At 69.7% G+C, this 20257-nt stretch carries 17 protein-coding genes; 8 read left to right on the forward strand and 9 right to left on the reverse strand.

Translation table 11 applies throughout. The features are described 5' to 3' along the window. Positions 1-43 precede the first annotated feature (43 nt). The 3 genes from LHA26_RS14030 to LHA26_RS14040 form a co-directional block, all read right to left on the reverse strand. A complete protein-coding gene (locus LHA26_RS14030; RefSeq protein ID WP_252166212.1) occupies positions 44-1228 on the reverse strand; it encodes a BaiN/RdsA family NAD(P)/FAD-dependent oxidoreductase in 1185 nt (394 codons plus the stop codon). Next, positions 1225-2892 (reverse strand): DEAD/DEAH box helicase, encoded by a 1668-nt coding sequence (locus LHA26_RS14035; RefSeq protein ID WP_252166213.1) that lies wholly within the window; start codon positions 2890-2892, stop codon positions 1225-1227. The genes LHA26_RS14030 and LHA26_RS14035 overlap by 4 nt, the downstream gene beginning before the upstream one ends. A 105-nt stretch (positions 2893-2997) precedes the next feature. Further along, positions 2998-3471: an Hsp20 family protein gene (locus tag LHA26_RS14040; protein WP_252166214.1), complete on the reverse strand. Its 474-nt coding sequence runs from the start codon at positions 3469-3471 to the stop codon at positions 2998-3000. A gap of 206 nt (positions 3472-3677) precedes the next feature. Between LHA26_RS14040 and LHA26_RS14045 the strand changes: the two genes are divergently transcribed. Next, positions 3678-4154: a DUF1465 family protein gene (locus LHA26_RS14045; protein WP_252166215.1), complete on the forward strand. Its 477-nt coding sequence runs from the start codon at positions 3678-3680 to the stop codon at positions 4152-4154. A gap of 10 nt (positions 4155-4164) precedes the next feature. Here the strand turns inward: LHA26_RS14045 and LHA26_RS14050 are convergent, their stop codons facing one another. After that, positions 4165-4530: a 4a-hydroxytetrahydrobiopterin dehydratase gene (locus tag LHA26_RS14050; protein ID WP_302898013.1), complete on the reverse strand. Its 366-nt coding sequence runs from the start codon at positions 4528-4530 to the stop codon at positions 4165-4167. A gap of 130 nt (positions 4531-4660) precedes the next feature. Between LHA26_RS14050 and LHA26_RS14055 the strand changes: the two genes are divergently transcribed. From LHA26_RS14055 to LHA26_RS14080, 6 genes are all read left to right on the forward strand, one after another. Then, entirely contained in the window at positions 4661-5860 is a 1200-nt protein-coding gene (locus tag LHA26_RS14055; RefSeq protein ID WP_252166216.1) for an efflux RND transporter periplasmic adaptor subunit, read from the forward strand. A 7-nt stretch (positions 5861-5867) separates the two neighbouring features. Further along, entirely contained in the window at positions 5868-9056 is a 3189-nt protein-coding gene (locus LHA26_RS14060) for an efflux RND transporter permease subunit (RefSeq protein ID WP_252166217.1), read from the forward strand. Next, a complete protein-coding gene (locus LHA26_RS14065) occupies positions 9053-10687 on the forward strand; it encodes an efflux transporter outer membrane subunit (protein WP_252166218.1) in 1635 nt (544 codons plus the stop codon). The genes LHA26_RS14060 and LHA26_RS14065 overlap by 4 nt, the downstream gene beginning before the upstream one ends. Positions 10688-10788: 101 nt before the next feature. Further along, positions 10789-12060, forward strand: coding sequence for a 3-methyl-2-oxobutanoate dehydrogenase (2-methylpropanoyl-transferring) subunit alpha (locus tag LHA26_RS14070; protein WP_252166219.1), 1272 nt, complete (start codon positions 10789-10791; stop codon positions 12058-12060). 5 nt (positions 12061-12065) lie between these two features. Beyond that, positions 12066-13070, forward strand: coding sequence for an alpha-ketoacid dehydrogenase subunit beta (locus LHA26_RS14075; protein ID WP_302898074.1), 1005 nt, complete (start codon positions 12066-12068; stop codon positions 13068-13070). A 1-nt stretch (position 13071) separates the two neighbouring features. Next, on the forward strand, positions 13072-14382 hold the full coding sequence (locus tag LHA26_RS14080) for a dihydrolipoamide acetyltransferase family protein (protein WP_252166221.1): 1311 nt from the start codon (positions 13072-13074) through the stop codon (positions 14380-14382). Between the two features lie 3 nt (positions 14383-14385). Here the strand turns inward: LHA26_RS14080 and LHA26_RS14085 are convergent, their stop codons facing one another. Beyond that, positions 14386-15645 (reverse strand): multidrug effflux MFS transporter, encoded by a 1260-nt coding sequence (locus LHA26_RS14085; protein ID WP_252166222.1) that lies wholly within the window; start codon positions 15643-15645, stop codon positions 14386-14388. 50 nt (positions 15646-15695) lie between these two features. Then, positions 15696-16673 (reverse strand): glucokinase, encoded by a 978-nt coding sequence (glk, locus tag LHA26_RS14090; protein WP_252166223.1) that lies wholly within the window; start codon positions 16671-16673, stop codon positions 15696-15698. Between the two features lie 79 nt (positions 16674-16752). Between glk and LHA26_RS14095 the strand changes: the two genes are divergently transcribed. Beyond that, positions 16753-16974 carry a hypothetical protein gene (locus LHA26_RS14095; RefSeq protein WP_252166224.1) on the forward strand — a complete coding sequence of 74 codons (222 nt, stop codon included), beginning with the start codon at positions 16753-16755 and terminating at the stop codon, positions 16972-16974. 3 nt (positions 16975-16977) lie between these two features. Here LHA26_RS14095 and LHA26_RS14100 read toward each other — a convergent pair whose 3' ends face one another. Genes LHA26_RS14100 through gnd form a run of 3 tightly spaced genes read right to left on the reverse strand, consistent with a single transcriptional unit; the run spans position 16978 to position 20230 of the window. Further along, a complete protein-coding gene (locus LHA26_RS14100) occupies positions 16978-17775 on the reverse strand; it encodes an HAD family hydrolase (RefSeq protein ID WP_252166225.1) in 798 nt (265 codons plus the stop codon). Next, on the reverse strand, positions 17772-19253 hold the full coding sequence (gene zwf / locus LHA26_RS14105) for a glucose-6-phosphate dehydrogenase (RefSeq protein ID WP_252166226.1): 1482 nt from the start codon (positions 19251-19253) through the stop codon (positions 17772-17774). The genes LHA26_RS14100 and zwf overlap by 4 nt, the downstream gene beginning before the upstream one ends. Then, a complete protein-coding gene (gene gnd / locus LHA26_RS14110) occupies positions 19253-20230 on the reverse strand; it encodes a phosphogluconate dehydrogenase (NAD(+)-dependent, decarboxylating) (protein ID WP_252166227.1) in 978 nt (325 codons plus the stop codon). Before gnd ends, zwf begins: the two co-directional genes overlap by 1 nt. Between the last annotated feature and the right edge of the window lie 27 nt (positions 20231-20257).

A 20257-nucleotide genomic window follows, 5' to 3' on the forward strand; every position in this document is an offset into this window, starting at 1 on the left:
CCGGTCGAGCGCGCGAGCGGCGAAATCGTTCAACCGGACGGCGCTACACCGCCAGCCCGGCGGCGTGGCCGCTCGCCCACGCCCATTGGAAATTATAGCCGCCGAGCCAGCCCGTGACATCGACGCACTCGCCGATGCAGTAGAGCCCGGGCAGATGGCGCGCGGCCATGGTCTGCGAGGACAGGCCGGCGGTGGCGATGCCGCCCACCGTCACCTCGGCCTTGGCATAGCCCTCGCTGCCGCTCGGCTGGAAGGACCAGCGGCGCAGCCGCGCCTCGGCGGCGCGGAGGCTCGCATCCTTGCAGGCGGCCAGCGTCTCGCCCAGCGCCAGCCGTGCCGCCAGCGCGTCCGCGAGCCGCTGCGGTACCAGCCCGGCGAGCACCGCGCGCGGCGTGGCGCGCGGCCGGGCCTGCTTCTCGGCGAGCAGCCAATCCGCCGGGCGATCGCCCACGAAGTCGATCGCGATCGCCGAGCCCGGCCGCCAATAGGACGAGGCCTGGAGGATGGCGGGCCCCGACAGGCCGCGATGCGTGAACAGCGCCGCCTCGCTGAAGCGCGCCTTCCCGGCCATCGCCGTGACGGGCGCGGCGACGCCGGCCAGCTCGCGGAACAGCGCCTCGTCCGCGCCCAATGTCAGCGGCACCAGCGCCGGGCGCGGCTCGACCAGCTTGAGGCCGAACTGCTTGGCGAGCGCGAAGGCGAAGCCGGTCGCGCCGATCTTGGGGATGGAGGGGCCGCCGGTGGCGATGACCAGCGCGGGCGCGGCATAGGCGCCGTCGCCGGCGGTCACGCGGAACAGGCCGTCGCCATGCTCCACCGCACGGATCGGCGCGCCCAGCGCGAAGCGGGCATCGCCGCATTCGCGCATCAGCATCGCCACGATCTGCCGCGCCGATCCGTCGCAGAAGAGCTGGCCCAGCGTCTTCTCGTGCCAGGCGATGCCGTGGCGATCGACCAGCGCGACGAAATCCTGCGGCGTGTAGCGGCCCAAGGCCGATTTGGCGAAATGGGGGTTGGCCGAAAGGAAGCGGTCCGGCGCGGTGTGGATATTGGTGAAGTTGCACCGGCCGCCGCCGGAGATCACGATCTTGGCGCCGGGCTCGACATTATGATCGATCACCAGCACGCGCCGTCCGCGCGCCGCCGCGGTGGCGGCGCAGAACAGGCCGGCGGCACCGGCGCCGAGCACGATCGCATCGAAGCGGTCGTGCCCCGCCGCCGGGCTCATCGGCGGGGCGGACGGCCGCGAGGCGGGGCCGCGCGCCGCGGCGGCCCGGTGCGCGCCGGACGCGGCGGCGGGGCATCGGCGGGCTCGATCATCACGCCTTCCTCGTCACCGCGCGCGGTGCGCTTCACCGCCGCCACGAAGCGCGCCGCCTGGTGGCGCGGGATCTCGAACAGGCTGTCCTCGGTGTTGATGCGGATCGCGCCGACATCGGCCTTGGTGATGTGGCCGCGCCGGCACAGCAGCGGCAGCAGCCAGCGCGGATCGGCATTCTGCCGCCGGCCGATATTGATCCGGAACCACACCGAATCGACCGCCGCCGCGCGCGGCTGATCCTCGTAGCCGCGCCCCGGCGCGGGGGCGTCGACCAGCTCTTCGGGGGCGGGGAGGCGCGCGCGGTGGGCGCGCACCAGCATCGCCGCCAGCTCTTCCGCCGGGCGTTCGGCGAGCAGCCGTGCGCCCAGCGCGCGATCCTCCTCGTCCAGCTCGACCGGCTGGTTGAGCAGCGCCACCAGCCGCTCGCGATCGGCGGCCTGGATGGTGGCGGGATCGGGCGCGGGCACCCACTCATAGGGCACGCGCGCCTGGCGCAGCAGCGCGTCGACGCGGCGGCGGCGCGTATAGGGCACGACCAGCGCGGCGATCCCCTTGCGGCCGGCGCGGCCGGTGCGGCCCGAGCGGTGCTGCAGCGTCTCCGGATCGCGCGGCAGATCGACATGGATGACCAGCGAAAGCGACGGCAGATCGATGCCGCGCGCCGCCACGTCGGTGGCGACGCAGACGCGCGCGCGCCGGTCGCGCAGCGCCTGGAGCGCATGGTTGCGCTCGCTCTGGCTGTGCTCGCCCGACAGCGCCACCGCCTCGAAACCGCGCTCCATCAGCCGCGCATGGACCTGGCGCACCGCCTCGCGCGTCGCGCAGAACAGGATGGCGGTGTCGGGCTCGTGGAAGCGCAGCAGATTCACCACCGCGTTCTCGATGTCCGAGGGCGCCACCGCCACCGCCTGATAGGCGATATCGCCATGGCCGCGCTCGGTGCCGACCGTCGAGATCGGCAGGGCGTCGCGCTGGTAGCGCTTGGCCAGCAGCGCGATCGGCTTGGGCATGGTGGCGGAGAACATGAGCGTGCGGCGTTCGGGCGAGGCCGCGTCCAGCAGCTCCTCCAGCTCCTCGCGAAAGCCCATGTCGAGCATCTCGTCGGCCTCGTCGAGCACCACCGCGCGAAGCTGGGACAGATCGAGCGCGCCGCGCTCGAGATGGTCGCGCAGCCGGCCCGGCGTGCCGACCACGACATGCGCGCCGCCCTGCAGCGCGCGCCGCTCGCGCACCGGATCCATGCCGCCGACACAGGCGAGGATGCGCGCATTGGCCTCGGCATAGAGCCAGGCCAGCTCGCGATTGACCTGGAGCGCCAGCTCGCGCGTCGGCGCGATCACCAGCGCCAGCGGCGCGGCGGGCCCGGCCATGCGCTCGGCGCCGGCGAGCAGCTCGGGCGCCATGGCGAGCCCGAAGGCCACCGTCTTGCCCGAGCCGGTCTGCGCCGAGACGATCAGATCGCGGCCGGCGGCCTCGGGCGCGAGCACCGCCGCCTGGACGGGGGTGAGGCTTTCATAGCCGCGCGCGGCGATCGCCCTGGCGAGGGCGGGAGGAACGGAGTCGATAGGCATGGCGGCCCCTTCGGCCTGAAAGCCGCCGGACACAAGTCCGGCAACGAAAAAGAAAGGCCGGCCCGCAATTGGGCCGGCCCCGTTTCCGCCGAGCGGGCGTGGCGATCAGGCCGCGACGCGCACCGCGGTCGCCTCGCCTTCGATCGCTTCCGGCTGCTGGCCGTCGATCAGAATGCGGCGGGGCTTCTTGTGCTCGGGCACTTCACGCTTCAGCTCGATGTTGAGCAGGCCGTTGTCGAAGCCGGCGCCCACCACCTTGATCGTATCGGCGAGCTGGAAGCGGCGCTCGAAGGCGCGCTTCGCGATGCCGCGATGCAGGAACTGGCGGTTGGCGTCCTCGGCGCGCGGTTCGGCCTTGCCGATCACGATGAGCACATTGTCCTGCACCGTCAGCTCCAGCTCGTCACGGGCAAAGCCGGCGACGGCCATGGAGATGCGGTAATCGTCCTCGGCGACCTTCTCGATATTGTACGGCGGATAGGCATCGCCCTCGCCACGGGTGGCGAAGTCGACCAGCCGGTTCAGATTCTCGAAGCCGATCGAAGACCGGAGCAGGGGGGTGAAATCAAGAGTACGCATTGGTCCAAACCCTTTTGGCGATTGAACGATAAGCGAGCCCGCGGCACTCCGCCGGGCCGGCCGCGACACCCCTCTGGGGCGGCATCGCGACGAGGCGTGAGATGGGAAGGGGCCGGGTCTTTTCAAGAGGCCGTCGATGGTCGAACGGGTCTCGCCCCGGGACGCGGCGGGGACGGCGATGGTTTCGTTTCCGCGCGGCGCGTGCCATGGCGAGCGGGATGCCGCAGGCCTTCTCCGATCCCGTCGTCGCGCCGCTCATCGATGCGCTCTACACCGAAGCCATGCTGCTGGCGGACGAGGCGCGCGGCTATTTCGAATATGAGGGGCGGCTCGACCGGGACGCGCTCGCGCCGCGCGACCGCATCGCCTTTTCCTGTGAATCGCTGCGCGTCACCACGCGGCTGATGCATGTGATCGCCTGGCTGCTGGGGCGCCGCGCGGTGCTGGCGGGCGAGCTTGAGGCGGCCCGGGCGAGCGAGGGCGAGTGGCGGCTCGGCCTCGTCACCAACGCGCTCGAGGACCATGGCGCGCGGCTGCCGGAGGGCGCGCGGCGCATCATCGATGCCAGCATCGATCTCCATGCGCGCGCGGCGCGGCTGGACACGCAATTCGCCGAGGCCGAGGCGGGCGGCCTGTCCGGCCCCGCCAATGCGCTGCTCGATCGGCTGCGCCAGATCTACTGAGCGCCGACTCTCACCGCGCGTCGGCGGCGGCCGCGTCGATCAGCCGGGCGAGCGCGATGTCGCGCTCGGATACGCCGCCCGCGTCATGCGTCGTCAGCACGATCTCGACGCGATTATAGACGTTCGACCATTCCGGATGATGATCGGCCTTTTCCGCCGCCAGTGCGATCCGCGTCATGAAGCCGAAGGCGGCGTTGAAATCGGCGAAGCGAAAGCTGCGGCGGATGGCGTCGCGGTCAGCATCCCATTGCCATTGGGGCAGGGCGGCCAGCGCTTCGGCGCGCGCGCTTTCGGAGAGGCGGCTGATCATGCGCCGGTGCTGCCCCGGCCGGCCGCCGGCGTCAACCGCCGGCGCGACGCGGCCGCCCCGGTGCATGGCCGCTCTGGCGCGGCCCGGCCGGCGCTTGCTATACAGATGGCCATGGACCTGTAACATACCAGTCGGTAGAAAAAGGTTGCACGGGGCTGCGATCCGGCTATTGCCGCACCGCACAAAGGGAGCGTTCATGAGCCGCACTGCGTATTCCGCCGCCCTCCTCCTGTGCGTGGCGGCCTGCCACAAGCAGCAGCCCCCGGCGGCGCCGCCGGCCCCCACCGTGTCCGTCGCCCAGCCTCTGCAGCGCGACGTGGTGAATTGGGACGAGTATATCGGCCATTTCGAGGCGCCGCAGTCGGTCGATCTGCGCGCCCGCGTCACCGGCGTCGTCACCAAGATCCTGTTCCGCGACGGGCAGGATGTGCGCGCCGGCCAGCCGCTGTTCGTGATCGATCCGCGCCCCTATGAGGCGCAGCTCCGCCAGGCCGAGGCGCAGGTCGCCAGCTCGCGCGCCACGCTCATCAACGCGCAGGCGGTGGAGGCGCGCTCGGCGCAGCTCGTCCAGGCGCAGGCGGTGAGCCGCGAGGAGCTGGAGAACAACCAGGCGCAGACGCGCACCGCGCGCGCCAATCTCCAGTCGGCCGAGGCGCAGCTCTACAATGCGCGGCTCAATCTCGGCTTCACCACGGTGCGCGCGCCGGTCGCGGGGCGCGTGTCCAGCCGCCGCGTGTCGCTGGGCGATCAGGTGACGAGCGGCGATACCCTGCTCACCACCGTCGTGTCGCTCGATCCGATCTGGTTCACCTTCGACGGCGCCGAAAGCTTCTACCTGAAATATCTGCGGCAGGCGCAGGAAGGCCAGCGCAAATCCTCGCGCGTGGCGCCCAACCCGGTGGACATCCAGCTCTCCGACGAGAGCGGCTATCGCTGGCACGGCCATATGGCCTTTGTCGACAATGCGGTGGATCCGGCGGCCGGGACGATCCGCGCCCATGCCGTGGTCGCCAATCCCGATCATTTCCTCACCCCGGGCCTGTTCGGCCGCGCGCGGCTACTCGGCTCGGGCACCTATCGCGCGATGCTGGTGCCCGACGAGGTGATCAGCGCCGATCAGTCGCGCAAGGTCGTCTATGTGCTCGGCCGCGACGGCAAGGTGGTGCAGCGCCCGGTCGAGGTCGGACCCGAGGTGATGGGGCTGCGCGCGGTGCGCGACGGCCTGGCGCCCACCGATCTCGTGGTGCTCGATGGGCTGGGCGGCCTCCAGCCCGGCATGAAGGTGCAGTCGCGTCGCACCACCATCAAGCCGCGCTCCGCCGACAGCGGGCCGCAGGTGCCGCAGGTCACCGTGCCCGAACCCAGCGCGGCGACGCTCTCCGGCCAGGGGGCCTGAGGCCGCCATGCGCTTCCCGCACTTCTTCATCGAACGACCGATCTTCGCGGCGGTCGTCTCGATCCTGATCGTCATCGTCGGCGCCATCGCCTATCCGGGCCTGCCGATCGGCCAATATCCCGAGATCACGCCGCCGACCGTGACGGTGTCGACCAGCTTTCCCGGCGCCACCGCCGAGACGATGGCCGAAACCGTGGCGGTGCCGCTCGAGCAGCAGATCAACGGCGTCGAGCACATGATCTACATGTCCTCGTCCTCGCTGGGCGACGGCACGCTCACCATCACCGTCAGCTTCGCGCTCGGCACCGATGTCAACGAGGCGCAGGTGCTGGTGCAGAACCGCGTCTCCGAGGCGGAGCCGCGCCTGCCGCAGGAAAGCCGCACGATCGGCGTGACGGTCCGCAAGGCCTCGCCGGATCTGCTGCTGGTGGCGCAGTTCTTCTCGCCCGATCATTCGCTGAGCGAGCAATATGTCGCCAACTATGTGACGCTCCAGGTCACCGACCGGATCAAGCGCCTCACCGGCGTGGGCGATACCCGCACCATCGGCGGCCGCGATTATGCGATGCGGATCTGGGTCGATCCCGATCTCGCCGCCGCGCGGCAGATGACGGTGGACGAGATCATCTCGGCCGTGCAGGGCCAGAACCAGCAGGTCGCCGCCGGCACCATCGGCTCGCCGCCCTTCGGGCGCCAGGGCAATGCCTTCCAGCTCAACATCGAGACCCAGGGCCGGCTGACCACGCCCGAGGAATTCGGCAACATCATCCTCAAGCGCGGCAGCGACGGAAGCCTGGTGCGGCTGCGCGACGTGGCGCGGATCGAGCTGGGCGCGCAGGATTACACCACCAACGCCTATTATGGCGGCCGGGTGGCCAGCGCGCTGGCCGTCACCCAGCTGCCGGGCTCGAACGCGCTTGCCACCGCCGAGGCGGTGCGCGCCGAGCTGCGTGAGGCTGCCAAGAGCTTCCCGCCCGGGCTTTCCTACGACATCCCCTATGATCCGACCGAATATATCTCGGCGTCGATCGAGGCGGTGCAGCACACGCTGTTCGAGGCGCTGGTGCTGGTGGCGCTGGTGGTACTGCTCTTCCTCCAGAGCTGGCGCGCGGCGATCATCCCGATCATCGCCATCCCGATCTCGCTGATCGGCAGCTTCGCCTTCATGGCGGGCTTCGGCTTCTCGCTGAACAACCTCTCGCTGTTCGGCCTGGTGCTGGCGATCGGCATCGTCGTCGACGATGCGATCGTGGTGATCGAGAATGTCGAGCGCCTGATGGAGGAGGAGGGGCTGACCCCGCGCGAGGCCGCGCACAAGACGATGGACGAAGTGTCCGGCGCGCTCATCGCGATCATGCTGGTGCTGTGCGGCGTGTTCATCCCCACCGCCTTCATCCCCGGCATTTCTGGCGAGTTCTACAAGCAGTTCGCGCTCACCATCGTGTCCGCGACGGCGCTGTCGGCCTTCGTGTCGCTCACCCTGTCGCCGGCGCTGGCGGCGCTGCTGCTCAAGCCGCGCCACCGCGACGCGCCGGTGCCCTCGGGCCCGCGCGGCTGGGGGCGGCGCTTCGCCAACGGCTTCAACGACCGGTTCGATCGCCTGTCGGACCGCTATGGCAAGCTCACCGCGCGGCTGCTGCGCAAGCTGGCGCTGGTCGGGATCGCCTATGTCTGCCTCATCCTGCTCGCCGTGTGGCGCTTCAGCGCCACGCCGACCGGCTTCATCCCCGCGCAGGACCAGGGCTATCTGATCGGCGTGGTGCAGATGCCGCCCGGCACCTCGCTCCAGCGCACCGACGAGGTGACGCGGCAGGTCGCGGCGATCGCGGCCAAGAATGGCGGCGTGCGGACCTCGGTGGCCTTTGCCGGCTTCGACGGCGCCACCTTCACCACCGCGCCCAACGCCGCGGCCGTGTTCGTCGTGCTCAAGGAAAAGGCCGATCGCTCCGCCACGGCGGACGAGATCGCCAACCAGCTGCGCGGCGCCTTCCACAGCATCACCGCGGGCAATGTGCTCGTCATCCCGCCGCCGCCGGTGCGCGGCATCGGCACGGGCGGCGGCTGGAAGATGGAGATCGAGGACCGCAACGGCGCCGGCTATGACGCGCTGCAAAAGGCGGCCTTCGCGATGATGATGAAGGCGAACCAGACGCCGGGCATCGCCGCCACCTTCACCACCTTCAACACCGGCACGCCGCGCCTGAAGGCGGATGTCGATCGCGAACGGGCGGAGCAGATCGGCGTGCCGGTGGCGAATGTCTTCTCGACGCTCGGCACCTATCTCGGCTCGACCTATATCAACGACTTCAACTATCTCGGCCGCACCTGGCGGGTGACCGCCCAGGCCGACGCCCGCTTCCGCCAGTCCGCCTCGGACATTCAGCGGCTGTGGACGCGGACCTCGGCCGGCGCGATGGTGCCGCTCGGCTCGGTGCTGAAGGTGGACAATGGCACCGGCCCCTATCGCGTGGTGCGGTACAATCTCTATCCCTCGGCCGAGCTGCAGGGCGAGGCGGCGCCCGGCTATTCCTCGGGCCAGTCGCTCAAGATCATGGCCGATCTGGCGGCCAAGATCCTGCCCAAGGGCATGAACTATGAATGGACCGATCTCGCCTATCAGCAGCAGCAGGCGGGCAATACCGGCACGCTGGTGTTCGGCCTCGCGGTGGTGTTCGTCTTCCTGCTGCTCGCCGCGCAGTATGAGAGCGTGGTGATGCCGCTGGCGGTGATCCTGATCGTGCCCATGTGCCTGCTCGCCGCGATCGTCGGCGTGGAGCTGATGGGGATGGACAACAACATCCTCACCCAGATCGGTCTGGTGGTGCTGATCGGCCTGGCCGCGAAGAACGCGATTCTGATCGTGGAATTCGCGCGGCAGGGCGAGGAATCGGGTCTCAGCCACCGCGAGGCGGCGGAGCGGGCGGCGCACCAGCGCCTCCGCCCGATCATCATGACCTCGATCGCCTTCATCCTCGGCGTGCTGCCGCTCGTCATCTCGAACGGCCCTGGCTCCGAGATGCGCAAGGCGCTCGGCGTGGCGGTGTTCTTCGGGATGATCGGCGTCACCATCTTCGGCCTGATCTTCACCCCCAGCTTCTACGTGCTGTCGCGGATGCTCGGCGAGAAGATGAGCGACCTGTGGGGACGGCTCGGGCGCAAGTCCCAGCGGCCCGCGGCGGAAGGAGGTGCGGCATGATCCGGCGTCTGTTCGTCGCCGCGGCGCCGCTCGCGCTCGCGGCCTGCGCGGTCGGCCCCAATTACCAGCCGCCCAAGCTGGCGCCGGGCACGACCAAGGCCTTCGCCGAAAGCAACGCCAGCGCAATGCTCTCGAGCCAGCCGCTCGCCCCCAATTGGTGGCAGCTCTTCCAGGATCCGGTGCTCGACCGGCTGGTCGGCGAGGCCTTCGCCTATAATACCGATATCCGCCAGGCCGAGGCCAATCTCCGCCAGGCGCGTGGCGTGCTGCTGGAGCAGCGCGCCGGCCTCCTGCCCACCACCAGCATCTCCGGCAGCTATACGCATGGCCGGATCGGCACGGGGCAGATCAGCAGCTTCGGCGCCGGAACGGGTGCCGGCACCGGCACGGGCGTCGGCACCGGAACGGGCACCGGCACCGGAACGGGGATCGGCGTCGGCACCGGCACCGGCGGCGTTGGAACGGGCACGAGCGGGGTCGGCACGGGATCGACGCTGGGCGGGCTCACCTCGCCCGTCACCTATGATCTGTTCCGCGCCGGCTTCGATGCCAGCTACGAGGTGGATATTTTCGGCCGGGTGCGGCGCTCGATCGAGGCGGCGCGGGGCGAGGAACAGGCCGCCAAGGCGGCGCTGGACGCGGCGCGCATCTCGGTCGCGGCGCAGGTGGCGCAGAGCTATGCCGATGCCTGCGGCTATGCCGCCCAGGCCGATGTGGCGCGCGAGACGGCCCGGCTCCAGACCAACACGCTCTCGCTCACCCAGCGGCTGCTCGATGCCGGGCGCGGCACGCGGCGCGACGTGGATCAGGCGCGCGTCACGGTGGAGCAGGCGCTGGCTCAGGTGCCGCAGCTCGAAGCCGAACGGCGCGCGCAGCTTTATGCGATCGCGGCGCTTACCGGCCGCCCCGCCTCGGAAATCGATGGCGAGGCCTCGGTGTGCCGCCAGGTGCCGGTGATCCGCACCGTCATCCCCGTCGGCGACGGATCGGCGCTGCTGGCGCGGCGGCCCGATGTACGCCAGGCCGAGCGCACGCTCGCCGCCGATACGGCGCGTATCGGCATCGCCACATCGGCGCTCTTCCCGCGCGTCAGCCTGACCGGCTCGGTCAATACCAGCGGCCAGCATTTCAGCGACCTCGGCCACAGCAACGCGCTCGGCTTCTCGTTCGGCCCGCTCATCTCGTGGAGCTTCCCGAACATCGCGGTGGCCACGGCGCAGATCAAGCAGGCGCGCGCGGGCGCGGACGCCTCGCTCGCCGCCTTCCAGGGCACCGTGCTGACCGCGCTGCGCGAGACCGAACAGGCGCTGGCGCGCTACGCCGCCGCGCTGGATCGGAACGCGGCGCTGCGCCGCGCGGCCGCGGCGGCCGATGATGCGGCCAACCAGTCGCAGCTGCGCTTCCGCTCCGGGCGCGACAATTTCCTGACCGTGCTCGTCGCGGAACAGGATCGCGCCTCGGCGCGCGCCGCGCTCGCCCAGTCGGATACGACGGTGGCGGACAATGCCGTGAGCCTGTTCAAGGCGCTCGGCGGCGGCTGGGAAAATGCGCCGGACTCGGCCTATGCGGCGCCGGGCGCCCAGCCGCAGGGCCGTCACGCCGCTTTGGGTGTTGCGCCGCAGCGAAACTAAGCATCGCGTTCAGGAAACGATCTTCCATTCTCCCCCTTCCGCTTCCCGGCCGTCCCGGCTAGGGAGGCGGAAAGGGCGCAAGGCGCCAGGAGGAGGATGGAATGGCAGATACCGCCGGCCGCAACACGCGGCCGCTCGCCCTGCACGTACCCGAGCCGCGCTTCCGGCCGGGCGATGCCGTCTCCTTCGACGATCTCGATCTGCCCGCCGCGGGCGCGGTGGGCCGGCCGCCGGTGGATGCCGCGCCGGCGGCGCTGCGCGACTATCCCTATACGCTGATCCGCGTGCTGGATCCCGAAGGCCGCGCGGTCGGCGCCTGGGATCCCCGGCTCGCGCCCGATCGGCTGGTGCGGATGCTGCGCGGCATGATGCTGACGCGCGCCTATGACGATCGCATGTTCCGCGCCCAGCGCCAGGGCAAGACGAGCTTCTACATGAAGTGCACGGGCGAGGAGGCGGTGGCCGTGGCCGCCGCCCATGCCCTGCACCGCGACGATATGTGCTTTCCCTCCTATCGGCAGCAGGGGCTGCTGATCGCGCGGGATTGGCCGCTGGTCGACATGATGTGCCAGATCTATTCCAACGCCGGCGATCGCATGAAGGGGCGGCAGCTGCCCGTCATGTACTCCTCGAAGGAGGCGGGCTTCTTCTCCATCTCGGGCAATCTCGCCACCCAATATCCCCAGGCGGTGGGCTGGGCGATGGCGTCGGCGGCGCGGGGCGATACGCGGATCGCCGCCGGCTGGGTGGGCGAGGGATCGACCGCCGAGGGCGATTTCCACGCCGCCTGCATCTTCGCCGCCGTCTATCGCGCGCCGGTCATCCTCAACATCGTCAACAATCAGTGGGCGATCTCCTCCTTTTCCGGGATCGCCGGCGCCGAGGCGACGACCTTCGCGGCGCGCGCCAATGGCTATGGCGTGGCGGGGCTGCGGGTGGACGGCAATGATCCGCTGGCGGTGTTCGCCGCCACCGAATGGGCGGCGGAGCGCGCGCGCGGCAATCACGGCCCGACCATCATCGAGCATTTCACCTATCGCGTCGAGGCCCACTCCACCTCCGACGATCCCTCGGCCTATCGCCCGGCGGACGAGGCGCGCGCCTTTCCGCTCGGCGATCCGATCGAGCGGCTGAAGCAGCATCTCATCCTGATCGGCGCGTGGGACGAGGCGCGGCACGAGGCGCTGCGCGCCGAGCTGGTGGAGCAGGTGCGCGCCGCCGGCCGCGAAGCCGAGGCGCTGGGCACGCTTTCGGGCACGGCGTTCAACCATGGCTTCGAGACGATCTTCGAGGATGTGTTCGCCACCATGCCGCCGCATCTCAAGGAACAGTCCGAACAAATGGCCGAGGAGCGGCGGGTGGCCGGCGTATGACCGTGATGAACATGATCCAGGCGATCAACAGCGCGCTGGATGTCTGCATGACGCGCGACGAGGCGGTCGTGGTGCTGGGCGAGGATGTCGGCTATTTCGGCGGCGTCTTTCGGGCCACGGCGGGATTGCAGAAGAAGCACGGCAAGACCCGCGTCTTCGATACGCCGATCAACGAGTGCGGCATCATCGGCGTGGCGGTGGGCATGGCCACCTACGGCTTAAGGCCCGTGCCGGAGATCCAGTTCGCCGACTATATTTATCCTGGCATGGATCAGCTCATCTCCGAGGCGGCGCGGCTGCGCTACCGCTCGGCGGGGGAGTGGACCTGCCCGATCACGGTGCGCTCGCCCTTTGGCGGCGGCATTTTCGGCGGCCAGACGCACAGCCAGTCGCCCGAGGGGATTTTCACCCATGTCGCCGGGCTGAAGACGGTGATCCCGTCCAATCCCTATGACGCCAAGGGCCTGCTGATCGCCGCGATCGAGGATCCCGATCCCGTCCTCTTCTTCGAGCCCAAGCGCATCTATAACGGCCCGTTCGACGGCCATTATGATCGCCCCGTCCAGCCCTGGTCGAAACATGGCTCGTCCGAGGTGCCCGACGGCCATTATACCGTGCCGCTCGGCAAGGCGGCGGTGGTGCGCGCCGGCGAGGCGGTGACGGTGCTCTGCTACGGCACCATGGTCCATGTCGCGCTCGGTGTCGCCGCCGAGACCGGGATCGACGCCGAGATCATCGATCTGCGCACCCTGGTCCCGCTCGATATCGAGACGATCACCGCCTCGGTCGAGAAGACCGGGCGCTGCGTGATCGTGCACGAGGCGACGCGCACCGGCGGCTTCGGCGCCGAGCTTTCGGCGCAGGTGCAGGAGCGCTGCTTCCACCATCTCGAAGCCCCGATCGAGCGGGTGACGGGGTGGGACACGCCCTATCCGCACAGCCTGGAATGGGCCTATTTCCCAGGCCCCGTCCGGCTCACCCAGGCCCTCCACCGTGTTCTGAAGGACTGACATGGCGCGCATTCCCTTCCGCCTTCCCGATATCGGCGAGGGCATCGCCGAGGCCGAGATCGTCGCCTGGCACGTCCAGCTCGGCGATCATGTCGAGGAAGACCAGCCCTTCGCCGATCTGATGACGGATAAGGCCACGGTCGAGATGTCGGCGCCGGTCTCGGGCCGCGTGGTCGAGCTGGCCGGCGCGGTCGGCGATCTGATCGCGATCGGCTCGACGCTGGCGGTGTTCGAGACCGAGGCGGGCGCCGAGAGCGCCGCGCCCGTTGCCCCGCCCGCGACCGAGCCGGCGGCGGTGCCGGTGGCGCCGGCGCCGCCCGAGAGCCCGATCACGCCCGCGCCCGCCGCGCCGCCGGCTGCGGAAAGGCCGGCGCCGGCGCCGGTCGCGGCGCCGTCGGACGAGGCGGCGCCGGCGTCCGCGCGCGTGCTCGCCTCGCCGGCGGTGCGTGCGCGCGCCAAGGCGTTGGGCGTGGATCTTGCCGGGGTGCGCCCCGCCCAGGGCGATCGGGTGCGCCATGCCGATCTCGATGCCTATCTCCGCTATGCGTCGCCCGCGCCCGCCGGGGCGGCGGCGCCGCGCGCGCCCCGCGCCGATGCGGAGGAGGAGGCGGACTCGGACGCGGTCGAGGAGATCAAGATCACCGGTCTGCGCCGCCGCATCGCCGAGCGCATGGCCGAGACCAAGCGGCGCATTCCGCATTTCGCCTATGTCGAGGAAACCGACGTCACCGCGCTCGAGGCGCTGCGCCAGGCGATGAACGCCGAGCGGGGCGAGCGGCCCAAGCTCACCCTGCTGCCGTTCCTGGTGCGCGCGCTCTGCCTCGCGGCGGCGGAGCATCCGGTGGTGAATGCCCGCTATGATGACGAGGCCGGCCTGGTGCAGCGCTTCCGCGCGGTGCATCTGGGCATCGCCACCCAGACCGAGGCGGGGCTTTCGGTGCCGGTGGTCCGCGATGCGCAGGCGCGCAGCGTATGGGATCTGGCGGCGGAGATCGCGCGCCTGGCCGATGCCACCCGCCGCGGCAAGGCCAGCCGCGAGGAGCTGAGCGGCTCCACGCTTACGCTCACCTCGCTGGGCGCGCTGGGCGGCATCGCCTCCACCCCGGTGCTGAACCGGCCCGAGGTGGCGATCGTCGGCGTTAACCGCATGGTTGATCGGCCGGTGGTGGTGCAGGGCCGGATCGAGGTGCGGACGATGATGAACCTGTCCTCCTCCTTCGATCACCGCATCGTCGACGGCATGGATGCGGCGCGCTTCATCCAGGCGGTGAAGCGGCGGATCGAGGTGCCGGCGCTGCTCTTCGCCGAATAAGGATCAGCGCCCCATTTGCGGGCGGAACAGGCGGCCGCGCTCGGTGATCAGCACGATCGCCAGCGCGGTCAGCCCGGCGCCGGCGAAGCCGAGCGTCATCGGCACGGTGGTGCCGTTGAAATGCTGGCCGATCGCAAAGCCGACCAGCGCGCCGATTACGGTGGAGACAAAGCCCTGCACCGAGGCCGCCATGCCGGCGATGCGCGCCAGCGGCTCCATCGCCATGGCGCCGAAATTGCCCACGGTGAGGCCGAAGCAGAACATCGTCAGCCCCTGCGCGATGGCGAAGCTCAGCAGCGTCTCATGGCCGCCGAGCGCGATCGCCGCATGGACCAGCTCGATCGCGACAAATCCCAGCAGCGCGCTGTGCGAGACGCGGCGCGTGCCGAGCCGCTCGACGATGCGCGCGTTGAGCATGGAAGCGATCGCGATCATCCCCGCTATGCCCGCGAACGTGCCGGGCATCAGCCGGGGCGCGTGGAAGACATCGCTGAAGATCTGCTGGACCGAGTTGATGAAGCCGAACAAAGCGCCGGTGATCGCCGTCTGCGCCAGCATATAGCCGACCGCCTGGCGATTGCTCAACGCGGCGCGGAACGCCTCCGCCAGCTGGCCGAGCGCGAAGGGGCGGCGATATTCCGGGTGCAGCGTTTCGGGCAGGCGCAGCAGCATCCAGAGGAAGACGATCGCGCCATAGGCCGACAGCGCCCAGAACAGGCCGCGCCACGGGAAGATCAGCATGATGAGCTGGCCGATCGTCGGCGCCAGCACCGGCACCGCGATGAAGATGATGAAGGCGAGCGACATGACGCGCGCCATCTGGCGGCCGCCATAGCAGTCGCGCACCACCGAGACGGTCACCACCCGCGTCGCGGCGACGGCGATGCCCTGCAGCACGCGGAACAGGAGCAGCATCTCGAAGCTGGGCGTCATCGCCGTGCCGGCGCCGAACAGCGCGTAGCAGCCCAGCCCGATCAGCAGGATGGGTCGCCGTCCGAAGCGATCGGAGAGCGGGCCGTAGAGGATCTGCGCGCCGCCGAAGCCGAGCAGGAAGGCGGTGACGATCCACTGCCGCGCATTCTCGTCGGTCACCCCCAGCGTGCCGCCGATCGCGGGCAGCGCCGGCAGCATGGTATCGATGGCGAGCGCGTTGGTGGCCATCATCGCCGCGATCAGCGCGACGAACTCGCGAAAGCCCATGCCTGCATGCGGCCCGGGCTCGACATGCGGCTTCATCGCGGCGGCGGAGGAGGGCTGGTCCATGGCCGAGCCCCTACGCCCCGCCGCCGCGCTTGCAAACCGGTGAAATCCTCTCAGCGGCAGAACTTTTCCGCAAAGGCGGCGGCGGCGCCGAGCAGGCCGGGCTGCTCATGGGTGATGAGCTTCACGGGAATATTGTTCATCCGCGCCTCGAAGCGGCCCTTGGCGGCATAGCGGCCATGGAAGCCTGAATTGGGCAGGTGATCCGCCACGCGCGCGCCGATGCCGCCGCCGATCACCGTGGCCACCGCGCCATGGGCCAGCGCCATGTCGCCCGCGAAGGAGCCGAGCGCGAGACAGAAGCGATCCAGCGCCGCCGCCGCGAGCGCGTCATCGCCTTGCAGCGCGAGCTTCCAGAGGCTGATATCGTCGCCGACCGTGACATTGCGTCCCTCGATCGAAGCGAGCGCCTCATGGATGTTGGACAGGCCCGGGCCGGACACCAGCCGCTCGATCGAGACGCGGCGATAGCGCAGCCGCAACCGGGACAGGATACGATCCTCCAGCGGATCGAGCGGCGCGAAATCGATATGGCCGCCCTCCGTCTCGATGACATGGACATAGCCGTTGGCGCGGAGCAGCTGCGCCACGCCCAGGCCGGTGCCCGGGCCCAGGATCGAGATCAGCCCCTCGGGCGGGAGCGGCACGTCCGGCCCGCAGATATGGCGCAGATGCTGCGGCTTGAGCCGGCTGACGGCATAGCCGACCGCGCCGAAATCATTGACGACGACATAGCGGTCCAGGCCGAGCCGGCTCTGGATCAGATTCTTGCGGACGACCCAGGGGCTGTTGGTGAGCTTGAGCACCTCGCCATCGACCGGGCCGGCGAAGGAGATGGCGCCGGCGCTGGGCAGGGGACGCCCAAGCCGCTGGCCGAACGCCTCCCAGGCGGTGCGCAGGCTCGCATAATCCTTGGTGCCCAGCGTGACCACCTCGCCCAGCTCGATCGAGCCGTCGGGCTCGACTTGGGCGATTGCAAAGCGGGCGTTCGTACCGCCGATATCGACGGCGACCAGTTCTGTCGCTTCCACGTGCATCCTTCCGAGCGGCGGCCCCAATTCCGCCTCGCTGATCGCATACGACGATAACGCTGTCTTTGTGGAGAGGCTTGTGCGTTTTTGTGTCACGATCGTCACCGTCGCGGTGCTGCTTTCCGGCTGCGTGGCGAAAACGGCCTATCATGTCGCCACCCTGCCGGTGCGCGCCGGCGCCAAGGTGGTGGACTGGACGACGACCAGCCAGTCCGAGGCCGATCGCAACCGCGGGCGCAAGATGCGCAAGGAAGAGGCGCGCGAGAAGCGCGAGGCGAGGCGCCGCGCCGAGGCGGGCTGAGCCTCATCGCGGCCCGATCAGCCCCTCGATGGCGCGGGCGACGCCATCCTCGTCATTGCTCGCCGTGACCGCGCTGGCGGCGTCGCGCACCCGCTGCGGCGCCTGGCCCATGGCGATGGCGTGGCCGGCGCGGCGAAACATCGGCAGATCATTGGGCATGTCGCCGATCACCACCGTGTCGGCGAGCGCGACGCCGAGCGCCTCCGCGAGACGTGCGACCCCGGCGCCCTTGTTCGCCTCGGGATGGGTGATGTCGCAATAATAGGTCTGGCTCAGCGCCACCTCGGCGCCATCGCCCAGCGCGGCCGAAACATCGTCGGAGAGGCGCGCCATCAGGTCCGGATCGTCGCACACGGCCACGATCTTGTCGACGCGACCGTGGAGCGCCTCGAAATCCGATACCAGCACGGGCTCCGAGAAGGTGGAGCGGCGCTCGGCATCGGTATGGGGGTTGGTGTCGTCGGTGGAGAACCAGCGGCCGTCGGCGAACAGCCAGATCGTGACCCGGTGCGGCGCGATCGCTTCCACCGCGCGCCGGCTGACTTCGGCATCGAGGCGGTGCGCGTCCAGCACCGCGCCATCGGCGGCGAAGATCGTGCCGCCGTTGAACGCGCCGAACGGCCCCGGCAGTCCCATTTGGCGGGCGAGCGGCAGGATGCCCGAGGGCGGCCGCGCGCTGATCAGCGTCATCTGGCCGCCTTCCGCGATCAGCCGCTGCGCCGCCGCCACCGTGGCAGGCGCCAGGCTCTTGTCGGAGCGGACCAGCGTGCCATCGACATCGCTCACGACCAGCCGGCTCATGCGACCGGGGTCCAGCCATGGCCGTCGCGCGCGAGCAGCGCGTCCGCCGCCTCAGGGCCCTGGCTGCCGGGATCATAGGGCTCGGGCGCGCCGCCCTTGGCCCAATGATCCAGGATGGGCTGCACGATCGCCCAGCCGCGCTCGACCATGTCGGCGCGCTGGAAAAGGGCCGGATCGCCGATCAGCATGTCGTAGATCAGCGATTCATAGCCGGTGCTGGGCGGCAGGTTGAAGGCGTCGGCATAGGCGAAGCGCATCCGCACCGGCGCCGTATCCACCACCGGACCCGGCTTTTTGGCGACGAAATCGAGGCAGATGCCCTCGTCCGGCTGGATGCGGATGGTGAGCCGGTTGGGCGGCAGCCCGCCCACATCCACATCGCGGAACAGGGTGAGCGGGATCGGCTTGAAGTGGAGGACGATCTCGGTCGCCCGCGCGGCCATGGCCTTGCCGGTGCGGAGATAGAAGGGCACGCCCGCCCAGCGCCAGCTATCCACCATCAGCTTGAGCGCGACATAGGTCTCGGTGGCGCTGTCGGGCGCGACCTTGGCCGCCTGGTGGTAGGCGCCGATCTTGGTATCACCGATGCGCCCCGCGCCATATTGGCCGCGCACCGCTTCGCGCCGTGCCTCGGCCTTGGTGGGGATGCGCACGGCCTGGAGGAGCTTGGCCTTTTCGTCGCGCACCGCCTCGGCATCGAAGCTGTTGGGCGCTTCCATGCCGATCATGGCGAGCAGCTGGAAGAGATGGTTGGGCACCATGTCGCGCAGCGCGCCGGTGGCATCGTAGAAGCCGCCGCGCGTGCCGACATCCACCGTCTCGGCGGCGCTGATCTCGACATAGTCGATATAGCGCGCGTTCCACACCGCCTCGAAAAAGGCGTTGCCGAAGCGCGTGGTGAGGATGTTCTGCACCGTTTCCTTGCCGAGGAAATGATCGATGCGGAAGATCTGCCGCTCGTCCATGGCGGCAAGCAGCGTGCGGTTCAGCGCCTGGGCGGAGGCGAGATCATGGCCGAACGGCTTCTCGATCACCAGGCGGCGGAAACCGCCTTCCTCCTTGAGCAGGCCCACGGCCGCGAGATTTTCGGCGATGGGCGCGAAGAAGCTCGCCGCGCTCGCCAGATAGAAGGCGATGTTGTCGGCCCGCTTCAGCGTGTCGGCCAGCCGCTCGAAATCGGCGCGCTGATCGAAGGCGCCCTGGAAATAGCGGATCCGCGGCTCGCGCTTCTTCCACGCCGCCTTGATCCCCTTGTCCTTGAGCGCGAGATGCTCGGTCAGCTGCTTGCGGATCGCCTTGTCGCTGCCCTCGCCATGGCTGACGATGAGAATGTCGAGATCATCGCCGATCAGCCCGTCGCGGGTGAGGTTGACGATCGCCGGCATCAGCAGGCGGCGCGAGAGATCCCCCGCGCCGCCGAAGATCACCAGGCTGGCCGCCGGCGCGGGGGCGCCGGCCTTGGGCGCCCCGGTCGCCATTATTGCGGCATCTCGACATGGCCGCCAAAGCCATGCCGCATGGCCGAGAGCAGCTTCTCGCCAAAGGTGTTGCCGCTGCGCGAGCGATAGCGGGCGAAGAGCGCGGCGGTGAGGACATGGGCCGGCACGGCCTCTTCCATCGCCGCCTCGATCGTCCACTGGCCTTCGCCCGAATCCGCGACCTTGCCGCTATATTCGTCGAGCTTGGCGTTCTCGGCGAGCGCCGAGGCGGTGAGATCGAGCAGCCAGGAGGAGATGACGCTGCCGCGCCGCCATACTTCGGCGACGTCGGTGAGGTTGAGATCGTAGCGCTCATCCTCCGCCACGCGGTCCGACGTCTTGTTCTGGAGGATGTCGAAACCCTCGGCATAGGCCTGCATCAGGCCATATTCGATGCCGTTATGGACCATCTTGACGAAGTGGCCCGCGCCCGCCGGACCAGCATGGATATAGCCCTTCTCGGCGCGCCCGTCCGATCCTTCGGGCCGCTTGGTGCGCGGGATGGTGCCATAGCCCGGCGCCAGCGCGTCGAAGATCGGGTCGAGCCGGTCGACCGCTTCCTTCGGGCCGCCGATCATCATGCAATAGCCGCGCTCGAGCCCCCAGACGCCGCCGGACGTGCCGACATCGACATAATGGACGCCCTTCTCCCCGAGCGTCTTCGCGCGGCGGATATCGTCCTTGTAGAAGCTGTTGCCGCCATCGATGATGGTGTCGCCGGCGCCGATCATGCCGGCCAGCTCGGTGATGGTCTGCTCGGTCGGGCCGCCGGCGGGCAGCATCACCCAGAGCGTGCGCGGCGCCTCCAGCTTTTCCACCACCTCCTGAAGCGAACCGGCGGTGATGCCGCCGGCCTCGCCCAGCTGCGCGACGGCGTCGGCGCTGCGATCATAGACGACGACTTCATGGCCATGGGCCATCAGCCGCTTCGCGATATTGCCGCCCATGCGGCCGAGGCCGATCATTGCAATACGCATACCAACTCCTTGATGCGGGTGGACGCC

The organism is Sphingomonas morindae, assembly GCF_023822065.1.
GTDB classification, from domain to species: domain Bacteria; phylum Pseudomonadota; class Alphaproteobacteria; order Sphingomonadales; family Sphingomonadaceae; genus Solisphingomonas; species Solisphingomonas morindae.